The sequence below is a fragment of the Pseudomonas sp. GL_091 genome (genome assembly GCF_057837725.1).
Genome location: NZ_CM174451.1, coordinates 5,149,097 through 5,167,213, shown reverse-complemented (window position 1 = coordinate 5,167,213; position 18,117 = coordinate 5,149,097). Strand labels below are relative to the sequence as shown.

General features: G+C 60.0%; 17 protein-coding genes and 3 pseudogenes. 12 read left to right on the top strand and 8 right to left on the bottom strand.

Features of this window, described 5'->3' with window-relative positions; genetic code table 11:
* Both qhpC and peaD read left to right on the top strand, forming a co-directional pair.
* Positions 1-324 carry a quinohemoprotein amine dehydrogenase subunit gamma gene (gene qhpC / locus AC3ITY_RS23470; protein ID WP_008016081.1) on the top strand — a complete coding sequence of 108 codons (324 nt, stop codon included), beginning with the start codon at positions 1-3 and terminating at the stop codon, positions 322-324.
* A 21-nt stretch (positions 325-345) separates the two neighbouring features.
* Positions 346-1,464, top strand: a complete 1,119-nt coding sequence (peaD, locus tag AC3ITY_RS23465; RefSeq protein ID WP_489305261.1) for a quinohemoprotein amine dehydrogenase subunit beta — start codon at positions 346-348, stop codon at positions 1,462-1,464.
* 128 nt (positions 1,465-1,592) lie between these two features.
* Here peaD and AC3ITY_RS23460 read toward each other — a convergent pair whose 3' ends face one another.
* Positions 1,593-1,997 carry a lysozyme inhibitor LprI family protein gene (locus AC3ITY_RS23460; protein ID WP_489305259.1) on the bottom strand — a complete coding sequence of 135 codons (405 nt, stop codon included), beginning with the start codon at positions 1,995-1,997 and terminating at the stop codon, positions 1,593-1,595.
* A gap of 65 nt (positions 1,998-2,062) precedes the next feature.
* On the bottom strand, positions 2,063-2,461 hold the full coding sequence (locus AC3ITY_RS23455; RefSeq protein WP_489305258.1) for a GFA family protein: 399 nt from the start codon (positions 2,459-2,461) through the stop codon (positions 2,063-2,065).
* Between the two features lie 199 nt (positions 2,462-2,660).
* Between AC3ITY_RS23455 and AC3ITY_RS23450 the strand changes: the two genes are divergently transcribed.
* A complete protein-coding gene (locus AC3ITY_RS23450; RefSeq protein WP_223456482.1) occupies positions 2,661-3,167 on the top strand; it encodes an SRPBCC family protein in 507 nt (168 codons plus the stop codon).
* A 267-nt stretch (positions 3,168-3,434) separates the two neighbouring features.
* Here AC3ITY_RS23450 and inhA read toward each other — a convergent pair whose 3' ends face one another.
* Entirely contained in the window at positions 3,435-4,121 is a 687-nt protein-coding gene (gene inhA / locus AC3ITY_RS23445; RefSeq protein WP_489305257.1) for an isonitrile hydratase, read from the bottom strand.
* 89 nt (positions 4,122-4,210) lie between these two features.
* Between inhA and AC3ITY_RS23440 the strand changes: the two genes are divergently transcribed.
* Positions 4,211-5,194, top strand: a complete 984-nt coding sequence (locus AC3ITY_RS23440) for a GlxA family transcriptional regulator (RefSeq protein ID WP_489305255.1) — start codon at positions 4,211-4,213, stop codon at positions 5,192-5,194.
* Between the two features lie 38 nt (positions 5,195-5,232).
* Here the strand turns inward: AC3ITY_RS23440 and AC3ITY_RS23435 are convergent, their stop codons facing one another.
* Positions 5,233-5,865 carry a BRCT domain-containing protein gene (locus AC3ITY_RS23435; protein ID WP_489305254.1) on the bottom strand — a complete coding sequence of 211 codons (633 nt, stop codon included), beginning with the start codon at positions 5,863-5,865 and terminating at the stop codon, positions 5,233-5,235.
* A gap of 11 nt (positions 5,866-5,876) precedes the next feature.
* Positions 5,877-6,266: a hypothetical protein gene (locus AC3ITY_RS23430; protein WP_056722662.1), complete on the bottom strand. Its 390-nt coding sequence runs from the start codon at positions 6,264-6,266 to the stop codon at positions 5,877-5,879.
* Positions 6,267-6,555: 289 nt separating this feature from the next.
* Here AC3ITY_RS23430 and AC3ITY_RS23425 point away from each other — a divergent pair, with 289 nt between their 5' ends.
* On the top strand, positions 6,556-7,728 hold the full coding sequence (locus tag AC3ITY_RS23425; RefSeq protein ID WP_489305253.1) for an MFS transporter: 1,173 nt from the start codon (positions 6,556-6,558) through the stop codon (positions 7,726-7,728).
* A gap of 140 nt (positions 7,729-7,868) precedes the next feature.
* Here AC3ITY_RS23425 and AC3ITY_RS23420 read toward each other — a convergent pair whose 3' ends face one another.
* The gene (locus AC3ITY_RS23420) at positions 7,869-8,228 is read right to left on the bottom strand and encodes a DUF6124 family protein (RefSeq protein WP_489305251.1); all 360 of its coding nucleotides are present in this window, start codon (positions 8,226-8,228) and stop codon (positions 7,869-7,871) included.
* Between the two features lie 528 nt (positions 8,229-8,756).
* Here AC3ITY_RS23420 and AC3ITY_RS23415 point away from each other — a divergent pair.
* The 3 genes from AC3ITY_RS23415 (at position 8,757) to AC3ITY_RS23405 (ending at position 10,430) form a co-directional block, all read left to right on the top strand.
* Positions 8,757-9,293 (top strand): glyoxalase superfamily protein, encoded by a 537-nt coding sequence (locus AC3ITY_RS23415; RefSeq protein ID WP_489305250.1) that lies wholly within the window; start codon positions 8,757-8,759, stop codon positions 9,291-9,293.
* A gap of 114 nt (positions 9,294-9,407) precedes the next feature.
* Positions 9,408-9,869 carry a GyrI-like domain-containing protein gene (locus AC3ITY_RS23410; RefSeq protein WP_489305249.1) on the top strand — a complete coding sequence of 154 codons (462 nt, stop codon included), beginning with the start codon at positions 9,408-9,410 and terminating at the stop codon, positions 9,867-9,869.
* 45 nt (positions 9,870-9,914) lie between these two features.
* Positions 9,915-10,430, top strand: a complete 516-nt coding sequence (locus AC3ITY_RS23405) for a PaaI family thioesterase (RefSeq protein WP_489305248.1) — start codon at positions 9,915-9,917, stop codon at positions 10,428-10,430.
* A 113-nt stretch (positions 10,431-10,543) separates the two neighbouring features.
* Here AC3ITY_RS23405 and AC3ITY_RS23400 read toward each other — a convergent pair whose 3' ends face one another.
* Positions 10,544-12,961, bottom strand: a complete 2,418-nt coding sequence (locus AC3ITY_RS23400) for a TonB-dependent siderophore receptor (RefSeq protein ID WP_489305247.1) — start codon at positions 12,959-12,961, stop codon at positions 10,544-10,546.
* Between the two features lie 126 nt (positions 12,962-13,087).
* A pseudogene (locus AC3ITY_RS23395) lies at positions 13,088-13,700 on the bottom strand (ATP-binding cassette domain-containing protein); the annotation flags it as partial.
* 177 nt (positions 13,701-13,877) lie between these two features.
* Here AC3ITY_RS23395 and AC3ITY_RS23390 point away from each other — a divergent pair.
* From AC3ITY_RS23390 to mgtA, 4 genes and pseudogenes are all read left to right on the top strand, one after another.
* On the top strand, positions 13,878-14,360 hold the full coding sequence (locus AC3ITY_RS23390; protein ID WP_223456496.1) for a sigma-70 family RNA polymerase sigma factor: 483 nt from the start codon (positions 13,878-13,880) through the stop codon (positions 14,358-14,360).
* Positions 14,357-14,533 (top strand): annotated as a pseudogene (locus tag AC3ITY_RS23385) (SidA/IucD/PvdA family monooxygenase); the annotation flags it as partial. The gene AC3ITY_RS23390 and the pseudogene AC3ITY_RS23385, both read left to right, overlap by 4 nt.
* Positions 14,527-14,700, top strand: a pseudogene (locus tag AC3ITY_RS23380) (IS110 family transposase); the annotation flags it as partial. The pseudogenes AC3ITY_RS23385 and AC3ITY_RS23380, both read left to right, overlap by 7 nt.
* A gap of 553 nt (positions 14,701-15,253) precedes the next feature.
* A complete protein-coding gene (mgtA, locus tag AC3ITY_RS23375; RefSeq protein ID WP_489305246.1) occupies positions 15,254-17,968 on the top strand; it encodes a magnesium-translocating P-type ATPase in 2,715 nt (904 codons plus the stop codon).
* The last annotated feature ends 149 nt before the right edge of the window (positions 17,969-18,117 follow it).

The window sequence follows — 18,117 nt, the reverse complement described above, 5'->3', positions numbered from 1 at the left end:
ATGAAACATCTCAAGGCAATCAATAACAAAGCGTTGAAGCTGGATCAGGCCGCGGATGAAAACCGCATTGAAGAAGTGGTGGCCATGAGTTCCGTTGCGGGCTGTGCCTCGACCACCGACCCGGGCTGGGAAATCGATGCGTTTGGCGGTGTGTCGTCGCTGTGCCAGCCGATGGAGGCCGACCTCTACGGTTGCTCCGACCCCTGCTGGTGGCCGGCCCAGGTGCCCGACATGATGAGCACCTACCCGGACTGGAACAAGGATGCCCAGGCGTCCAACGACAACTGGCGCAACCTCGGCACTGTCTTCCCCAAAGACAAGTGATCACAGAAGAAGGATTCCAGCATGCGTAACATCAAAGCCTGCGGCCTGGCCGCGTTCGCCGTCCTGAGCAGCTGTTCTGTCAGTGTTCTGGCCGATGAAAACACCGCGTTGCAAGACGGTCACGAATACATGTTGACCACCAATTACCCGAACAACCTGCACGTGATCGACCTGGCCACCGACACCCTGTTCAAGACCTGCAAGATGCCCGACGCCTTCGGCCCCGGCACCGTGCAGCTGTCGCCGGACCGCAAGACCGCCTACGTGCTGAACAATCACTATGCGGACGTCTACGGCGTTGAACTGGACAGTTGCAAACAGGTGTTCCACGCCAGCATCACCCAGAAGCCGGGGGAGAAAGCGCGCTCGATGTTCGCCTTCACCCTCAGCCATGACGGCAAGGAGCTGTACACCGTCGCCAACCCGACGTTGATGATGAACGACCGTTACGAAGTGCAGCAGCCACGACTCGACGTGTATGCCACCAACGCTGGCATGGACGCCAAGCCGGTGCGCAGTTTCCCGGCACCGCGGCAGCTGACCATCATGCAGAGCGGTGACGACGGCACCTTGTATGTGGCCGGGGCGGACGTCTACAAGGTCAATGTGCAAACCGGCAAGTTCGACGTGCTGATCCCCAGCCGCCACTGGAAACGCCCGAACTACAGCGCGCCGGACGTGCTCTACGTGTGGAACCAGCAGACCTACCGGCATGACTTCTCGCTGCTCTACACCGCGGCGAAGTTCAAGGACAAGAAACAGGACCCGGCCACCGCCGAATACCTGTACGGTCTGTTCAGTATCGACCTGAAGACCGGCAAGACCGAAACCACCGACTTCGGGCCTCTGACCGAAATCTACTTCAGCGGCATGCGCTCGCCCAAGGACCCGAACCTGATGTTTGGCGTGCTCAATCGCCTGGCCAAGTACGACATCAAACAGAAGAAAATGCTCCAGTCCGCCACGCTCGATCATTCCTACTACTGCATTTCCTTCAACAAGGACGGCAGCAAGATCTACCTGGCGGGGACCTTCAACGATGTGGCGATCTTTGATGCCGACAGCCTGAAGCAGACGGGCAGCATCAAGTTGCCGGGCGGGGATATGGCGATTACTACGGCGCAGATTTTTGTCCGGTAATTGCGGCGCCTGAACTGACGCTATCGCGAGCAGGCTCGCTCCCACAGGTTTTGTGAACACCACAAATCCAATGTGGGAGCGAGCCTGCTCGCGATGGGGCCCTCAAAAACACTGCAAAACAGCAAAAATCAACCCCCCGGCACCGGACAACTCAAATCCCCCTCCTGACACTTCAAGTACTGCTTGAACGTCTGAACCCGTGCCTTGGTCAGCTCCGTGGTGCAGTTGCTGTAGATCAGCGGATACACACTCCCACCTTCCACCCCGGACGCCGAGAATTTGCACTCGGCATCGCGGAACGCAACCCACGCCCGCTGCGCACCCACCAGCTGTTTCTTGCTGTCCGGGTTGCTCCTGAGTCGCGAAGTGATCTGCTGGTACAGCGCATTCAATTCCTTGTCGGCGGCCGCATGCTGCTGCGCCGCACACTGGTTCATCGTGGCCTGGTCGTTGGCGTTGTCGCAGTTCACGGCAGCATGGGCCAGGGAAGTGAACAACAACGGCGTCAGCGCCAGGAGAAAGCGTGTGTGCATGGCAGAACCTCGCTGTGACAGGGGAAGTTTGGGGGGCAGTGTAGCGCTGTGGGACGTTCAGCCATCTACGTCTGCCATTGCGGGTACTTTTTTACCGACTCATATTCAAGCCAAGGCTGCTCATGGGATGTCCAGATATGCGCCTGTGGCGTCATTTTCGGATCATCATCCAGCGTCGCCACACGAACAATCACATGAGGCTGGGCCAATCGCTCCGCCATCAGATGTGAACCACAGGCCGAGCAGAAATACCGAAACTTGCCCGGCGACGATTCATGGCGGCTCAGGTGATCCTGGCCCTTGGTCCAGCGAAAATGCTCGCGCATGACCCCGGCGGTAGATGCAAAAGCTGCCGCGTGAGCCTTGCGACAGGTTTGGCAATGGCAGTGGCTGATGGGCATGTCGAGGCTGTCGAGCTGGTATTCGATGGCCTTGCACAGGCAACTGCCGCGCAGTTTATTCATGGCTGACTCCTTTCAGGGGAAGATTTCGATGGGAAACGTTAGCAGTTTCGATTCTCTGACTATTCTCCTGCTCCAGAACTTATTGTCGTAAATGCAACCGAATATCTCAGGTATGGTTGATTGCACATCCCGATTGGTACAACTTTAGAGTTGGTCTTGTGGTCTTACTGACCTACTGTTCATGTACAGGAGGTGACTTATGAACCCAGCATCTGATCGCATCGAAAGGAAAATCCTGCTCAAGGCCAAGCGTTCACAGGTCTGGCGTGTGCTGGCCAATGCCGAAATGTTCGGACAGTGGTTTGGCGTGGCTCTGGAGGGCAAGCGTTTTGTGGCAGGCGAGTGGACCCAGGGGCAGATTACTTATCCCGGTTATGAGCATTTGCGCTGGAATGTACTGGTAGAGCGGGTCGAGCCGGAGCGGTTGTTTTCGTTCCGCTGGCACCCTTATGCCGTGAACCCGGAAGTCGATTACTCCCAGGAACCCACCACACTGGTGAAATTCGAGCTCGAAGACATGGACAACGGCACGTTGCTCAAGGTCTCCGAGTCCGGTTTCGATCACGTTCCCCAGGCCCGTCGCGAAAGGGCTTTCCGCATGGACAGTCGTGGTTGGGAAGAGCAAATGAACAATATCGAGCAGTTTTTGATCGACAGTGCCAAGTCCCACGAGCAACAGAGTGGCTCAAGTCGGCTCGAAACCTGAGTCGTTCAAGGGTTTTGGAAGGCGGTATATAGCGAATGTCTTACACGCGATGGTAGCGATGTCGCCTGTTACAAATTGGATCCGGTGCGTATTCTGGCCTCACCCACTGAAGCACAGGATGTGCTCAGGATCATGGATGATCGACCATCTGCAAGGAACGCTACGACAAGGAGTCGTCATGGTCTTGGAAAAACCCGCTTCGGCGGGTTTTTTTTTGCGCGCATGAAAAGTCGTGGCGGCAGGAACCGGGTTCCCGCCGTCATTTTTTCACTGTCGGTCGAGTTTCGCCGCCGCGCGTTCGGTGATCTCCGCCCGCAGCTTCAACGAGCCGGCAGCCCGCTGGCGAGCCTCTTCCAGCACACCGGTCGGGGCCGTCTTGGGGCAGCCCGCGGTAAACGGCGGGGCCGGGGCGTATTCCAGTTGCAGTTGCCCCAGCTCGGCGGTGGCCTGGTCGAACAGCTCTGCCGCCAGGGTCAGGGCGAAGTCGATACCGGCGGTGATGCCGCCACCGGTCAGCAGATTGCCGTCGCGAACCACCCGGTCTTGCACCGCGATTGCGCCCAGCGGCTTGAGCAATTCGTGATAGGCCCAGTGCGTTGTGGCGCGTTTGCCCTTGAGCAATCCCGCCGCGCCCAGCACCAGCGAGCCGGTGCACACCGAAGTGATGTACCGGGCGTTGGCGGCCTGGGCCTTGAGAAAGTCCAGGGTCTGGTCATCTTCCATCAAGGGTCCGACGCCACTGCCGCCGGGCACGCAGATCACATCCAGTGCCGGGCAATCGTCGAAGGTGGTGGTCGGTTTCAACAGCAGGCCGGTGCTGGCGGTGACCGGCATCAGGTCTTTCCAGATCAGATGCACTTTCACGTCCGGTAGCGAGGCCAGTACGTCGTAAGGGCCAGTCAGGTCCAGTTGCTGAACCTGTGGAAACAACAGAAAACCGATCTGCAACGTCATGGTGTTTTTTCTCGTGAAGTGGGTGGACGGTTTGACTGTAGGCTCGTAGGCTTTGGCGTATACGCCAATATCCCCACGAATTACGCCAAATGTCGAAAACCATCCATGTGCTCGCTTTCGCCAACGTGCAATTGCTCGACGTCACCGGGCCGTTGCAGGTATTCGCTTCGGCCAACGACATTGCCCGCCAGCAAGGCCTGCCGCCACCCTACGCGCCGACGGTGATTGCCAGTGGCGGCGGGGCGGTGATGTCGTCGGCGGGGTTGGCGCTGTTGGCCGAACCGTTACCGGATGAGGGCACTGATACCCTGATCATCGCCGGTGGCTGGGGTGTTTACGCGGCGGCCGAAGACGCGCCGTTGGTCGCCTGGGTGCGCGAACATGCCGGTGGCTGCCGGCGGGTTTCCTCGGTGTGCACCGGTGCGTTCCTGCTGGCGGCCAGCGGCTGGCTCGACGGCCGGCGCGTGGTCACCCACTGGACCCGTTGCGAGCAACTGGCGCAGCAGCACCCGCAACTGCACGTCGAGCCCAACCCGATCTTCATCAACGATGGCCCGGTCTGGACCTCGGCCGGGGTGACCGCCGGCATCGACCTGGCGCTGGCCATGGTCGAACAAGATCTGGGGCGCACCATGGCCCTGGAAGTCGCCCGGCAACTGGTGGTGTTTCTCAAGCGCCCAGGTGGCCAGTCGCAATTCAGCGTGACCCTGTCCCTGCAACAGGAAGGCAACCGTTTCGACGAACTTCACGCCTGGATCAGCGAAAACCTGACCCACGACCTTGGCATCCCGACCCTGGCCTTGCAGGCCGGCATGAGCGAACGCAGCTTCGTGCGCCACTACCGCGCCGACACCGGCCAGACCCCGGCCCGGGCCATCGAACTGATCCGCGTCGAAACCGCGCGGCGTTTGCTCAGCGATACCGGCGTGCCGATCAAACGGGTGGCGGTGCAATGCGGCTTCGGCAGCGAAGAAACCCTGCGCCGCAGTTTCCTGCGGGCCATGGGCGTGACGCCGCAGGCTTATCGGGAGCGGTTTTCGGTCAGTGTTGCGGCAGATTCCGCAATGACTTGAGCCCGTTTTTGCCTGAACCCGATGCAGTTACCCCGCGGTCACCCGAACAGCACCCTTTGCCAGTGTTCTTCACTGATGATCGCGATAGGAACACCGCTCTCTCTCAGTTCAACGGCTTTTTTAATCTTGGTGCCATAAGTGCTATGAAGCCATTGATCGTTTCCGATGCTGCCGACCACCAGATAGTTGATTTTTTTGCTGACCGAACCACCAATCAGACCGCCGCGTTCGACTATCAGCGACTCGCATTCTTTGCGCGGACCGTAAGCCATAACCCCGGTGAACAGGAAAACCCGATCAATCCAGTTCAGTGTGGGTGCAGGGTTATCGAGTGGAAGACTGCAAGGTGTTGTGAAGATCTGGTCAGAGCCAATCGGCATACCTGCAAACTGGTGCAGCATGTCCAGTAGCTCAGCCGATTCTTCGGAGTCCAGCACGCCATCACTCAGCATGTTGGAGAGGCGTTTATAGAGGATGTTCACGACTGGATCACCCAGATGACACAAATGAACTTCGATCCAGCTCTTGAGAAACTCGGCTTCCTGCTGGTTGATCTTGTCATCGGCAGCGAGTCCAGCCGCAATGCCTACCAGCGCGTCGGCTGAACGTCTATCAATGCGTGCTTCGTGGAAGAATCCACTGTTTTGAAATTCCTGATGCAAATCGACCATTGTCCATGCTCCTAGGATTCAACTTCCGCTATTTGATTGAAATACTTCGCCCGATCCGGCGTAAACGTCACCACCATGCCGGTTCGCGAGCAGGTCAGGGCCCGCTCTTCGCTCAAATCAACATCCAGATCTTCCCCGCGTAGTCCTTGCCACTGGGCGAGGTATTTGAGGGAGCCATATTTTTCGAGTTTCTTCAGGCTGCGACTCACGCCGCCTTTCCAGCCCAGTACCGGCAACTCGCCGGCGAGGCACTGTCGGGCGAGGTCGGGGAAGCGGGCGGCGCGCTGGCGGCCGACTTCCCAGCATTTGATCAGGCCCTTGTCACCGGCCTCCCAGAGTTCTTCGCGGTTCAAACCGGTTCGGAGCGGGGAGTCGATGCTGCGTTGGATGCGTTGGGTCATTCTGGTTCCTTGAATTCGGGTGGTTCTGGACAGCTCCGCTGTACCCTTGATGGTCGATGTTAGGTGGGGATTTAACAGCAGGCAACCGGGTATTTCCTGCGAAATGGCAGGATATTGTTGATAACAGGTCGGACTCAGGCCTACACACCGCCACAGTTGATTGGTGTACGCCGGCCATTGTGGGAGCGGGCTTGCCCGCGAAGCGGCCTTCACATTCAACCAACAATTCCACGCTTCCCCCACAATCAGCCGTTATGGCAACGTGCAGTCCCCTGATGAGACCCGTCCCATGGCAAACCCCTATCGCGAGTTGTTCAAAGCCCCCGGCAGCGGCGCATTCGTGCTGGCCGGAATGATCGCGCGCATGCCGATTTCCATGACCGGCATCGGCCTGATCACCATGCTTTCGCAGTTGCAGGGTGGCTACGCAATGGCCGGCGCGGTGGCGGCGACGTTCGCCCTGGCCACGGCGTTTTGTGCGCCGCAGGTCTCGCGGCTGGTGGATCGATATGGCCAGGGGCGGATTCTGCCGGTGGCGGCGTTGCTGGGCGGTGGGGCTCTGTTGCTGCTGTTGCTGTGCACGCGGTTGCAGGCGCCGCACTGGACGCTGTTTGTCTTCGCCGCGCTGGCCGGTTGCATGCCGAGCATGTCGGCGATGGTGCGGGCGCGCTGGACCGAAGTGTATCGCGGCCGGCCGGAGTTGCAGACTGCCTACGCCCTGGAGTCGGTGCTGGACGAAGTCTGCTTCATCGTCGGGCCGCCACTGTCGGTGGGGTTGTGCGTGGTGGCATTCCCCGAGGCCGGGCCGCTGGCGGCGTTGCTGGCGCTGGCCATCGGCGTCACCGCGTTTGTCCTGCAACGCAGCACGGAGCCGCCGGTGCATCCCCATGAAGCCCATCATCAGGGCTCGATCATCCGTTCTCGCGACATTCAGTTGCTGATGCTGTTGATGGTGGCCATGGGCACCATCGTCGGCGTGGTGGACGTGGTCAGCGTCGCCTTCGCCCAGCAGCAGGGCCAACCGGCGGCGGCGAGTATCGTGCTGTCGGTGTACGCCATCGGCTCGTGCCTGGCCGGGTTGGCGTTCGGCGCACTGCGCTCGAAAGTGCCGCTGGCGCGTCTGTTCCTGTACGGCGGGGTAGCGACGGCGGTGACCACCTTGCCGTTGCTGCTGGCGGTGAACATTTTCAGCTTGTCCCTGGCGGTGTTTGTCGCCGGCCTGTTTTTCGCACCGACGCTGATTGTCGCCATGGCCCTGGTGGAGCAAATCGTGCCGCCGGCCAAACTCACCGAAGGCCTGACCTGGCTGGTCACCGGCCTGAGCATCGGCGTGGCGATCGGCGCCGCCGGCTCCGGCTGGCTGGTGGACGCCTTCGGCGCACGCAGCGGGTTCTGGCTGGCGATTGCGGCGGGGGCGGTGGTGCTCGGTTCGGCGATCCCGAGTTATCGCCATCTGAAATGAAGATCAAGCCATCGGGGATAGTCCCCTGTGGGAGCGAGCCTGCTCGCGATGGCGGTCTGTCAGTCACATTGATGGTGAATGTGCTGCCGCTTTCGCGAGCAGGCTCGCTCCCACAGGTTGTTTTGCGCTGATTCGGATAACTAAGGCGGATCAAGCCGATCCAGCGCCCGATTCACCGCCAGTTCCCCGAGCATGATCACCTGCGCAATCCCCAACAGCGCATAACGACTTGTCCCCTGCAGATGATCCACCAGATCGTTGGCCATGACATTGGCCGAAGCCAGCGATTCGCACGCATGCACCAGCAGGGTTTCGGTACTGAGTTCGGGATTGACGATGAACATGGAGCTGGGTTTGCGCGGGGAGGCCATGATGTTGGCGCCCGGGTTGAGGTAGTGATTGAGCGCGCGTTCGGCGGCTTCGTGGAATTGTTTGGAGTCGGGGTTTTCGTACGGGGAGGCCGGATCGGATTCCGGCGGATTCGGAGTAACTTTGAACATGATTTGGGTCCTGTAAGTATGAGCTACCACCGCTTCTCTACTAATAAGAAGGGTGGTAGCTGTGCGCAGGTTAGTAGACCGGGGACCCAAGGAGCCGGCGCGCCCGAGGGCGCCCTGCACACAGCCACCATAAAGTGCAGGGATGGGATGCCTGACTGTTTGATGGGCTATGCGCCTTGAGTAACCACGGGCTACTAAACCCGATCACTGACAATCAGTGACCCGAATCAAGTTACCGACGGCCCCCAAGGCGCACAAGCCGGCGGATTCTGGCGTACCTGTAGGCAACGGCGCAAGGCGTTGTGGCTTTCATGAAGTAACCTGTAGGCTGCCTAAACAAGCACTGCCGGGAACATCTTCCGCATCCCGTATCGGCTATGTATGATCGGCTTCGGCCCGATGCTGCCCGCCGCTCGCTCCCGCTGGGAAAGGTGAAAGCATTTCCTTCTTCTACAAACCCTGTCACCTCTCTTGACGGTCGAGGTTTGGCAATGCGAGCACCAGAGCATCTCGGCTACAGGAGCAGTCATGTTTTCAATCGAGCAAGCCAAGCAAATGGCCAAGCAGTTGCGCGCCTCGCTGGAGGAGCGCAATCAAGTGGTGACCCATTCCATCGCGCTGGAACTGGTCGCGCAGCAACTGGGCTACAAGGACTGGAACACCGCGTCGGCGATGCTTGCCCAGGCAAGTACCCCACCCACTCCCAGCATTGCATTCGATAAGCCGATTCCCATATTGCGCATGTTCGACGAGACCAAGGCGCGCGAGTTCTATCTGGATTTCCTGGGGTTCAGCGTCGAGTTCGAGCACCGCTTCGAGGCTGATCTGCCGCTGTACCTGGGCATCAGTCGCGACGGCTTGCAACTGCACCTTTCCGAGCATCACGGCGATGCCAGCCCGGGCTCGACGGTATTCGTGCCCATGCAAAATATCGAATTGCTCAGGGATGAATTGCAGGGCAAGCGCTACGGCTACGGACGCCCTGATATTGTTCAGCAGGGCTGGGGCAAGGAGTTGCAAGTCCACGATCCGTTCGGCAATCGGATTCGCTTCTGCCAATACTGATCCGGCGGTGCGGGCCGGGGTGACCCGGTCCGCTTCAAGGCACAACGATTCGACCTCGCTCGCACCGATTCAGGCTGTGCTTTAATCTGAAGCCTTCAATCAGGAGATCCCGGAATGGAACCCGACATCGCACATATTGCTCGCTTCCTCGTATCAGGCCTGACCGTACGAACGATGAATCAGGATGAAACACGGCTGGAGAGTGCGAAGATCCCCGGGTTGTGGGGTCGCTTCTTTTCCGCCAGCGTTGCCGAGCAGATCCCGGAGCGGCTACCCGATGCGCCGATTGTCGGCGTGTACTCGACCTACGAATCTGACGCCAACGGTTTGTACAACGTGACGGCCGGTGTGCCCGTGACCACGACCAGTGCGGACTTCGACAGCATCGAAGTTCAGGAAGGCAAGTACCTGGTCTTTGCAGCCCGTGGCCCAATGCCCGCCGCGGTCATTCAGGCCTGGGTGGACATCTGGAACTACTTTGAGCAGCATCCACAGGTGCTACGTCGTTACGTCACGGACTTCGAATCCTGGGATGGCCCTGAGGAAGTCCGGATTCATATTGGCGTTGTGGCCTGAGCGCCGAACGAAATGTGTGGGTTAAATCTTAAGGACGAACACTGTATGACCTCGCTGGACACTTCGCTTCAAGACATCGCCGCGCCTGAAGGCGTTTGTTATGGCTGCGGCAGCCAGAACCCGCACGGGCTGCACATCAAGAGCTTCTGGCATGAAGACGGGGTGCATGTCATGGCGCAGCATTTGCCCGATGACAAGTACTGCGGCTGGCCGGATCTGGTGTACGGCGGCTTGATCGCGATGCTGGTGGATTGTCATTCCAACTGGGCGGCGATGGCTTATCACTACCGGGCAGAACAGCGCGAAGTGGGCAGCTTGCCCCACATTACCTGCGTCACCGGCAACCTGGGCATCAAGTTCATCAAGCCTACCCCGATGGGTGTTGTCCTGACATTGCGGGCGAAGGTCGAGGGTGAGGTCGGGCGCAAAAGTCGCGTCATCTGTGAGGTCTTCGCCGGGGATGTCCTGACTGCTGTCGGGGACTCCACGTTTGTCCGTGTCGATACCGAGCAGCTCAGGGCCGCCGCGCAAGCAGAAAACGGAACCGGCTCACTACTGTAGGAGCGAGCTCGCTCGCGATGGACTCATAGGCGCAGCGTTCAACCAGTAAACACGCGTTATCGTTAACGACCATCGCGAGCATGCTCGCTCCTACAGGTGGAAGCTGCCGGCCGTCAGTACTGCGCGCGCAGGCTCAGGGTCAGGGTGCGCGGGTCGCCGTAGAAGTTGGTGCCCCAGGAGGCATCGACGCGGTCGTAATACTTGCGGTCGAACAGGTTGTTGGCGGTGAGTGTCGACGACAGGTGTTCGTTGAACTTGTAGCCGACCTGCGCCGTGGCGATGGCAAAGCCGCCTTGTTGGAACTTCACGTCACGCTGGTAGTAGGTGTCGCTGACCACACGCACGCCACCGCCAACGCTGAAGTCCTTGAGCGGACCGTCGGTGAACTCGTATTTGTTCCACAGGTTGAAGTTGTGCTTGGGCGTGATGGTGCTGAAGGTCTTGCCTTTGTTGGCCTGATCGCCGTCCAGGAACTTGGTGGAAGTGTAGGCGTAACCGGTGACGATGCTCCAGTTGTCGGTCAGGTTGCCGCTCAACTCGGTTTCCCAACCCTGGCTGCGGGCCTTGCCTTCGGTCATGTAGGCACCGGAGGTGTTGTCGTATTCGGCGCGGTTTTCATCGTAGATGCGAAAGGCGGCGATGCTGGCGTTCAGGCGACCGTCGTAGAATTCGCGCTTGAGGCCGATCTCGTACTGCTTGCCTTCGCGCGGGCCGACCGGCTTGCCGTCCGTTCCGATTTCGCTCTGCGGTTTGAACACGCCGGTGTAGCTGAAGTAGGTCGACAGTTCAGGGGTGATCTTGCCGATGATGGCACCGTACGGCACGACCTTGCGGTTGATGCTGGTGTGGGCCTCGCCGAAGTTGTTGAAGAAGGCGTTGGCGTTCTTCGCATCGCTTTCGTACCAGGTTACGCGGCTGCCGCCGATGACATCGAGCCAGTCGGTGACGTTGAACTTGGCACGGGTGTAGACGCCGTACTGATCGGACTTGGACCAGTTGCCGTTGACGTGCGCATAGTCGTTGTGGGGAATGTCGATGCTGCCCGGGTCGAACACGTTGATCGGGAAGTACTCGCCGCCGCCGTAGGTGAAGTCCTTGTCCAGGTGCTGGTACTCGGCGCCCAGGGTGAACTCGTGCCAGCGATTGGCGAATTCGAACGGCGTGGTGACGAAGCTGTCGACACCGATGGTCTTGATGTGGGTGTAGTAGTCGTAGGCCACGGCCCAGCTGTCACCGGTGGCCGGGTCGACCGCGCCGTCGGCCCAGGTGAAGTTACGCTCCGGGGTTTCGGCGTCGCGGTAGGTCAGGGTGGTCTTGAACTGACCGCCGTTGTCCAGTTCGTGGTCGAGTTCGGCGAAGGTTTCCCAGACTTTTTCGTCGAGGGTGTTCCACTTGGCGTCGACGAAGGTCGAGCGCGGCACGTCGAGCAATGAGCCGTCGGCGTAGGCCGGCAAGCCGAAGGCCGGGGTGGAGTTGTTCTTCTGGTAAGCGCCGCCGACCGACAGGGTGGTGGCCGGGTCGAGGTCGAACTCCAGGCGACCGTAGACCATCGGACGTTCGTTCTGCGCGTAGTTGACGAAAGACTTGTTGTTTTCGTAAGCGGCGATGAAGCGACCGCGCACGGTGCCCTGATCGTTCAGCGGGCCGGTGACGTCGACCATGGAACGGTAGCGATCGTAAGAGCCCGCGGCCAGTTCGCCACCGAGGGCGAATTGGCTCAGGGCGCGCTTGCGCACCACGTTGATCGTACCGCCGGGTTCACCCGCGCCCTGGTAAAGGCCGGACGGACCACGCAGTGCTTCGATGCGGTCATACATCGCCAGGTCGAAACTGGTGGCCATGTCGCCCTGGCCGGTGGGTTGCGAGACGCCGTCGACCTGCACCTGATCGACGAGGAAACCACGCATGTAGATGTCATTGAGGCTGGAGCCAGAGTTGTAGGTCTTGATGGTCACGCCGGTGACCTGGCGCAGGGCGTCCTGCAGGCTGTTCAGGTTCTGGTCGTCCATGCGCTGGCGCGTGACGACGGACACCGACTGCGGGATGTCCTTGACCTTGATGTTGCCTTTGCCGATGGTCACTTCATCGCTGGTATAGGAGTGCGTGCCTTCAGTGGTCGGCCCCAGCGCCACGCCGGTGATGGACGTCGCCCCCAGTTGCAATGCACTGGAGTCACCGGCCGATGGCACCAGCGACACGGTGTTGCCATTCAACTGAAAATTTATGCCGCTCCCCAGCAGCAAGGTTTTCAGTGCCTGTTCCGCTTCCATGTTGCCGGACACCGCCGTGGACTTGATGCCGTTGACCATGTCCTGGCTGTAGAGAATCTGCAGGTTGGTCTGCTGGCCCAGTTGGCGCAATGCACTGGCCAGTGACTGGGCCGGCACATTGACGTTCACCGGGGCTGCCTCGACCTGGGCAGTACCCAGCAGCAACAGGGTCAGCAGCGCGCCCGGCACGACCGTTCGGAATTTCTTTTGCCGTTCGATGGCTAATGCCAACGGTGCGCGGGACAGAGTAAGGCTTTGCATTGCTCGAATCGCTCCAGAATGGTGTGTGCAGTGTTTTAGTTAATGATAATTATTATTAGACGTACCACTTTGGCTAAACCGGAAAACAAACTTCAAAAAACAAGGATCTGCGCGCGGTAACGACGGTCAGGCGATTGCGCGCTCGGTGACGACCTGGCCCGATTCCATGCGCACCAGTTGATCGGCCATGTCGAAATAGCGGTCGTCGTGGGAGATGACGATGATGGTTTTGCCCAGGCGTTTGAGGTCCGGCAGCAGCTCGGTGTAGAAGATGCGGCGGAAGGTCGGTGGTGGTGAAGCTGCCGTCCCTGACGCTGACCTTGTGCGCAATTTCCAGGCGTTGCAGGTAGGTATTGGCATCTTCGGGGATGTGCTGTTCGCCCTGGACCACGTCATCGAACAGGTAGTAATCGGCAAAAATCGTGGTGAACAACTGGCGGTAGTCGTCGCGATTGTGCGCATCGATGCCCTGACCTTTGAGCCGGATTTCCCCCTGTTGCGGCGCGTAGAGCCCCAGCAGCAACTTGATCAGCGTGGTCTTGCCGCAGCCGTTTTCGCCAACGATGAAAATGATCTCGCCTTGCTCGATGGTCAGGTTCACCGGGCCCAGGCGAAACGCATCACTGCCCGGTGCGGCCGGGAAGGTGTAGCTGACGTTGTCCAGTTGCAGATGGTTGACCACGGTCGGCCGGGTACCGTTGTCGTTGAGCAGCAGTTGCGGCTCGGGGGAGGAAAACTGGCCCGCTCCCACATAGACCAGCACAATTTATCGGGCAAGTTGAAGCAGTACTTTAAATCTATATGAGAATTACTATAAATTACGCGACTCGAACTGCCACTATCGTGCCACTGTGTGATTCAGCGGTCGCCGAACCGGCTCAAGGACAGAAACCGCACCCCCGTGCGGACGGGAGTCATGTTGGAAAACTACTATCGCGAGCTGGTGTGTTTCCTGAACGCCAGGCTGGGCAACCGCCAGGTGGCCGAAGATGTGGTGCATGACGCTTACCTGCGCGTGCTGGAACGCACCAGCGAAGCGCCGATCGAGCAGCCCCGGGCGTTTCTTTATCGCACTGCATTGAATCTGGTCATCGATGACCATCGACGCAACGCCTCACGTCGGGCCGAGCCGCTGGACGTACTCGACAGCGAAGAACGCTACTTCACGCCTTCGCCGCACAAGGTCCTCGATCACGGCCAGCGCCTGGACATGCTCCAGCGGGCCTTGGCGGAGCTGCCACGGTTGTGCCGCGAGAGCTTCCTGTTGCGCAAGATCGAGGGCCTGTCCCATCCGCAAATCGCCGAGCAACTGGGTATTTCCCGTGCGCTGGTCGAAAAGCACATCGTCAATGCCATGAAGCATTGCCGTGTGCGGATGCGCCAGTGGGACGCCCAGTGATCCTGCGCGGCTCGGCACTCAAGCCGGCCGACGACAGCCCCTTCGTCAACGAAGTGTTCTCGCCGGAGTTCACCGACCTGGTGTTCCAGCAGCCCGACAGCGAGCGCGAGCGACTGGTGAACGAGTACCACAACACCAACTACTCGGTGGTGGACGTCGATCTGATCGAGCGCTTTACATGTCTTGCTGGGTCGTAATCCGTCATCAGCCTGACTTCAAGGCACGTTATGACGCTCTTCGGGAGCGAGGCAAGAGCGCGAAAGTCGCGCTCATCGCCTGCATGCGGGTCTTACTGATTAGGCTGAATGCCATGTTGCGGTACGGCACCGAATGGCGGTGACGAGTGGCATGGTGAAGACAGTTGCTCCCACAGTTGATCTGCGAACACAGGTCAAAATGTGGGAGAGGGCTTGCTCGCGAAGGGGCCATCACAAACACCACCAAATTTGAATCCTGAACCCTTCCTGAAGAACCCCGCGATTCCCCCGGCAAGCTTTTGTATCGGGTTTACTCTCCAAACATCGGGGCGTAAGCTTCGCGCGTTTTCATCCATTACGGAGACCCACAGTGGGTACTTGTTCGAGTGACAGTTGTCGGCCGGTCTCGGTAACCGGCATTTTCTCGGCAAGATAACGCGCAGTCTCCTGTGCCGTTGTCTCGCCGAAAAGCGAGCAGCGGCATCCCGCTCATGGCCAATCCTGGTCGTGTCCCGACGCCCCTCTCATCGACGCTGAACAGTGCGTGGTTTCGACTTTTAGTCGTGGCCGCCGCTCTATCGACACGCCTGTCATTCGTGACCGGCGCGCCAGGCCTTGCTTTGCCGGTTGTTCCGGCGGCAGCGGCGTGGACCTGCCTGCTCGACGGTTTCCCGGCTGACCAAAGGGGCACCAGCCATGAAACTTACCCTCAAGGAATTCTTCGCAGGTTTCCTGCGTAACCGCCACATCGCCCGGCACTTTCGCCGCCTGGCGTTGCTGGAAACCTTCACTGACACCACGGTCAGCCGTGAAGTCCCGCCCACCCTGGCGCAAACCCTGGTGGCCGCTGCCGGCAGCGACACCGGTCAATTGCTCAACACCCTGGGCAGTCACACCGACGGCTTGAGCGAACTCGAAGCCAATGCCCTGCGCGAGCAATTCGGCCTCAATGAAGTCGAGCACGAACAGCCGCTGCCGTGGTGGACCCACCTGTGGCACTGCTACAAGAATCCGTTCAACCTGCTGCTGACCTTGCTGGCGGTCATCTCCTGGCTGACCGAAGACATGAAAGCCGCCATCGTGATTTTCTCCATGGTGGTACTCTCGACCTTGCTGCGTTTCTGGCAGGAAACCAAATCCAACCAGGCCGCCGATGCACTCAAGGCGATGGTCAGCAACACCGCCACGGTGATGCGCCGTGACCTTGAGGACCGCGGCGCGCAGCGCATCGAATTGCCGATCAGGCAGCTGGTGCCGGGCGACCTGATCGTGCTGTCGGCCGGTGACATGATTCCGGCCGATTGCCGGGTGCTCAGCGCCAAGGACCTGTTCGTCAGCCAGGCGGCCATGACCGGCGAATCGATGCCGGTGGAAAAATTTCCCCGCCAGCAGGACCGCGATACGCTCAACCCCCTGGACCTGGACAACATCCTGTTCATGGGCACCAACGTGGTGTCCGGCACGGCCATGGCGGTGATCCTCACCACCGGCAACAGCACCTATTTCGGTGCCCTGGCCCAGCGCGTGGGCGCAACCGACCGGGCACCGACTTCGTTCCAGACCGGGGTCAACAAAGTCAGCTGGCTGCTGATCCGCTTCATGTTCGTGATGGCGCCGCTGGTGTTGTTCATCAACGGTTTCACCAAGGGCGACTGGACCGAAGCGTTGCTGTTCGCGCTGTCGATTGCCGTGGGCCTGACCCCGGAAATGCTGCCGATGATCGTCACCTCGACCCTGGCCAAGGGCGCGGTGTTCCTGTCGCGCAAGAAAGTCATCGTCAAACGCCTCGACGCCATCCAGAACTTCGGCGCCATGGACGTGCTGTGCACCGACAAGACCGGCACCCTGACCCAGGACAAGATCTTCCTGGCGCGCAACGTCGACGTCTGGGGCAACGACTCGGATGACGTGTTGGAAATGGCCTACCTCAACAGCTACTACCAGACCGGCCTGAAAAACCTGCTGGATGTGGCGGTGCTCGAACATGTCGAAATCCACCGTGAGCTGAAAGTCGGCACGGCGTTTCGCAAGGTCGACGAGATTCCGTTCGACTTCACCCGCCGGCGCATGTCGGTGGTGGTCGCCGAGCGCGATCAACCGCACCTGCTGATCTGCAAGGGCGCGGTGGAAGAGGTGCTGGCGGTGTGCTCGCGGGTGCGTCACGGCGAAGTCGATGAAGCTTTGACCGAAGACCTGCTGGCGCGAATCCGCCAGGTCACTGCCTCGTTCAACGCCGAGGGCTTGCGGGTGGTTGCGGTAGCGGCACGGCCAATGGCCAAAGGCCGCGACACCTACAGCCTGGCCGATGAACAGGCACTGACGCTGATCGGTTACGTAGCGTTTCTCGATCCGCCGAAAGAAAGCACCGCACCGGCTATCAAGGCTCTGGCCGCCCATGGCGTGGCGGTGAAAGTGCTGACCGGCGACAACGAACTGGTGACGGCGAAAATCTGCCGCGAGGTCGGCCTGGAACAGCAGGGCCTGCTGATGGGCAACGACATCGAACGCATGAGCGATGCCGAGTTGGCGAAGGCGGTGGAGACCACCAACGTCTTCGCCAGGCTGACGCCCTCGCACAAGGAACGCATCGTCCGTCTGCTCAAGGGCAACGGCCATGTGGTTGGTTTCATGGGTGACGGCATCAACGACGCCCCGGCCCTGCGCACCGCCGACATCGGTATTTCGGTGGACAGCGCCGTGGACATCGCCAAGGAGGCGGCCGATATCATCCTGCTGGAAAAGAGCCTGATGGTGCTGGAGGAGGGCGTGCTGGAAGGGCGCCGGACCTTCGCCAACATGCTCAAGTACATCAAGATGACCGCCAGTTCGAACTTCGGCAACGTGTTCTCGGTGCTGGTGGCCAGTGCGTTCATCCCGTTCCTGCCGATGCTGCCGATGCACCTGCTGGTGCAGAACCTGCTCTACGACATTTCGCAGATCGCCATCCCGTTCGATAACGTCGATGACGAAATGCTCAAGCAACCGCAGCGCTGGCAACCGGCGGATGTCGGGCGCTTCATGCTGTTTTTCGGGCCGATCAGTTCGATCTTCGACATCACCACGTTCGCCTTGATGTGGTACGTGTTCGATGCCAACACCCCGGATCACCAGACCCTGTTCCAGTCCGGCTGGTTCGTGGTCGGGCTGCTGACCCAGACCCTGATCGTGCACATGATCCGCACGCCGAAGATCCCGTTCCTGCAAAGCCGCGCGGCCATGCCGTTGCTGGTGATGACCGGATTGATCATGGCCGTGGGGATTTTCCTGCCGATGGGACCGCTGGCCCATTACTTCAAATTGCAGGCGTTGCCGTCGCTGTACTTCGTGTTCCTGCCGGTGATCCTGCTGGCGTACATGGCGCTGACCCAGGCGGTGAAGGGGTACTACATTCGCCGGTTTGGCTGGCAATAACACCGCGAGCATTGTGGCGAGGGGGCTTGCCCCCGTTCGGTTGCGCAGCAACCGCAAGGGCGGCAAGCGCTACTTGCAGGAACACCGCGTTAAGCGGTTTTGGGGCCGCTTCGCAGCCCAGCGGGGGCAAGCCCCCTCGCCACAGGGGC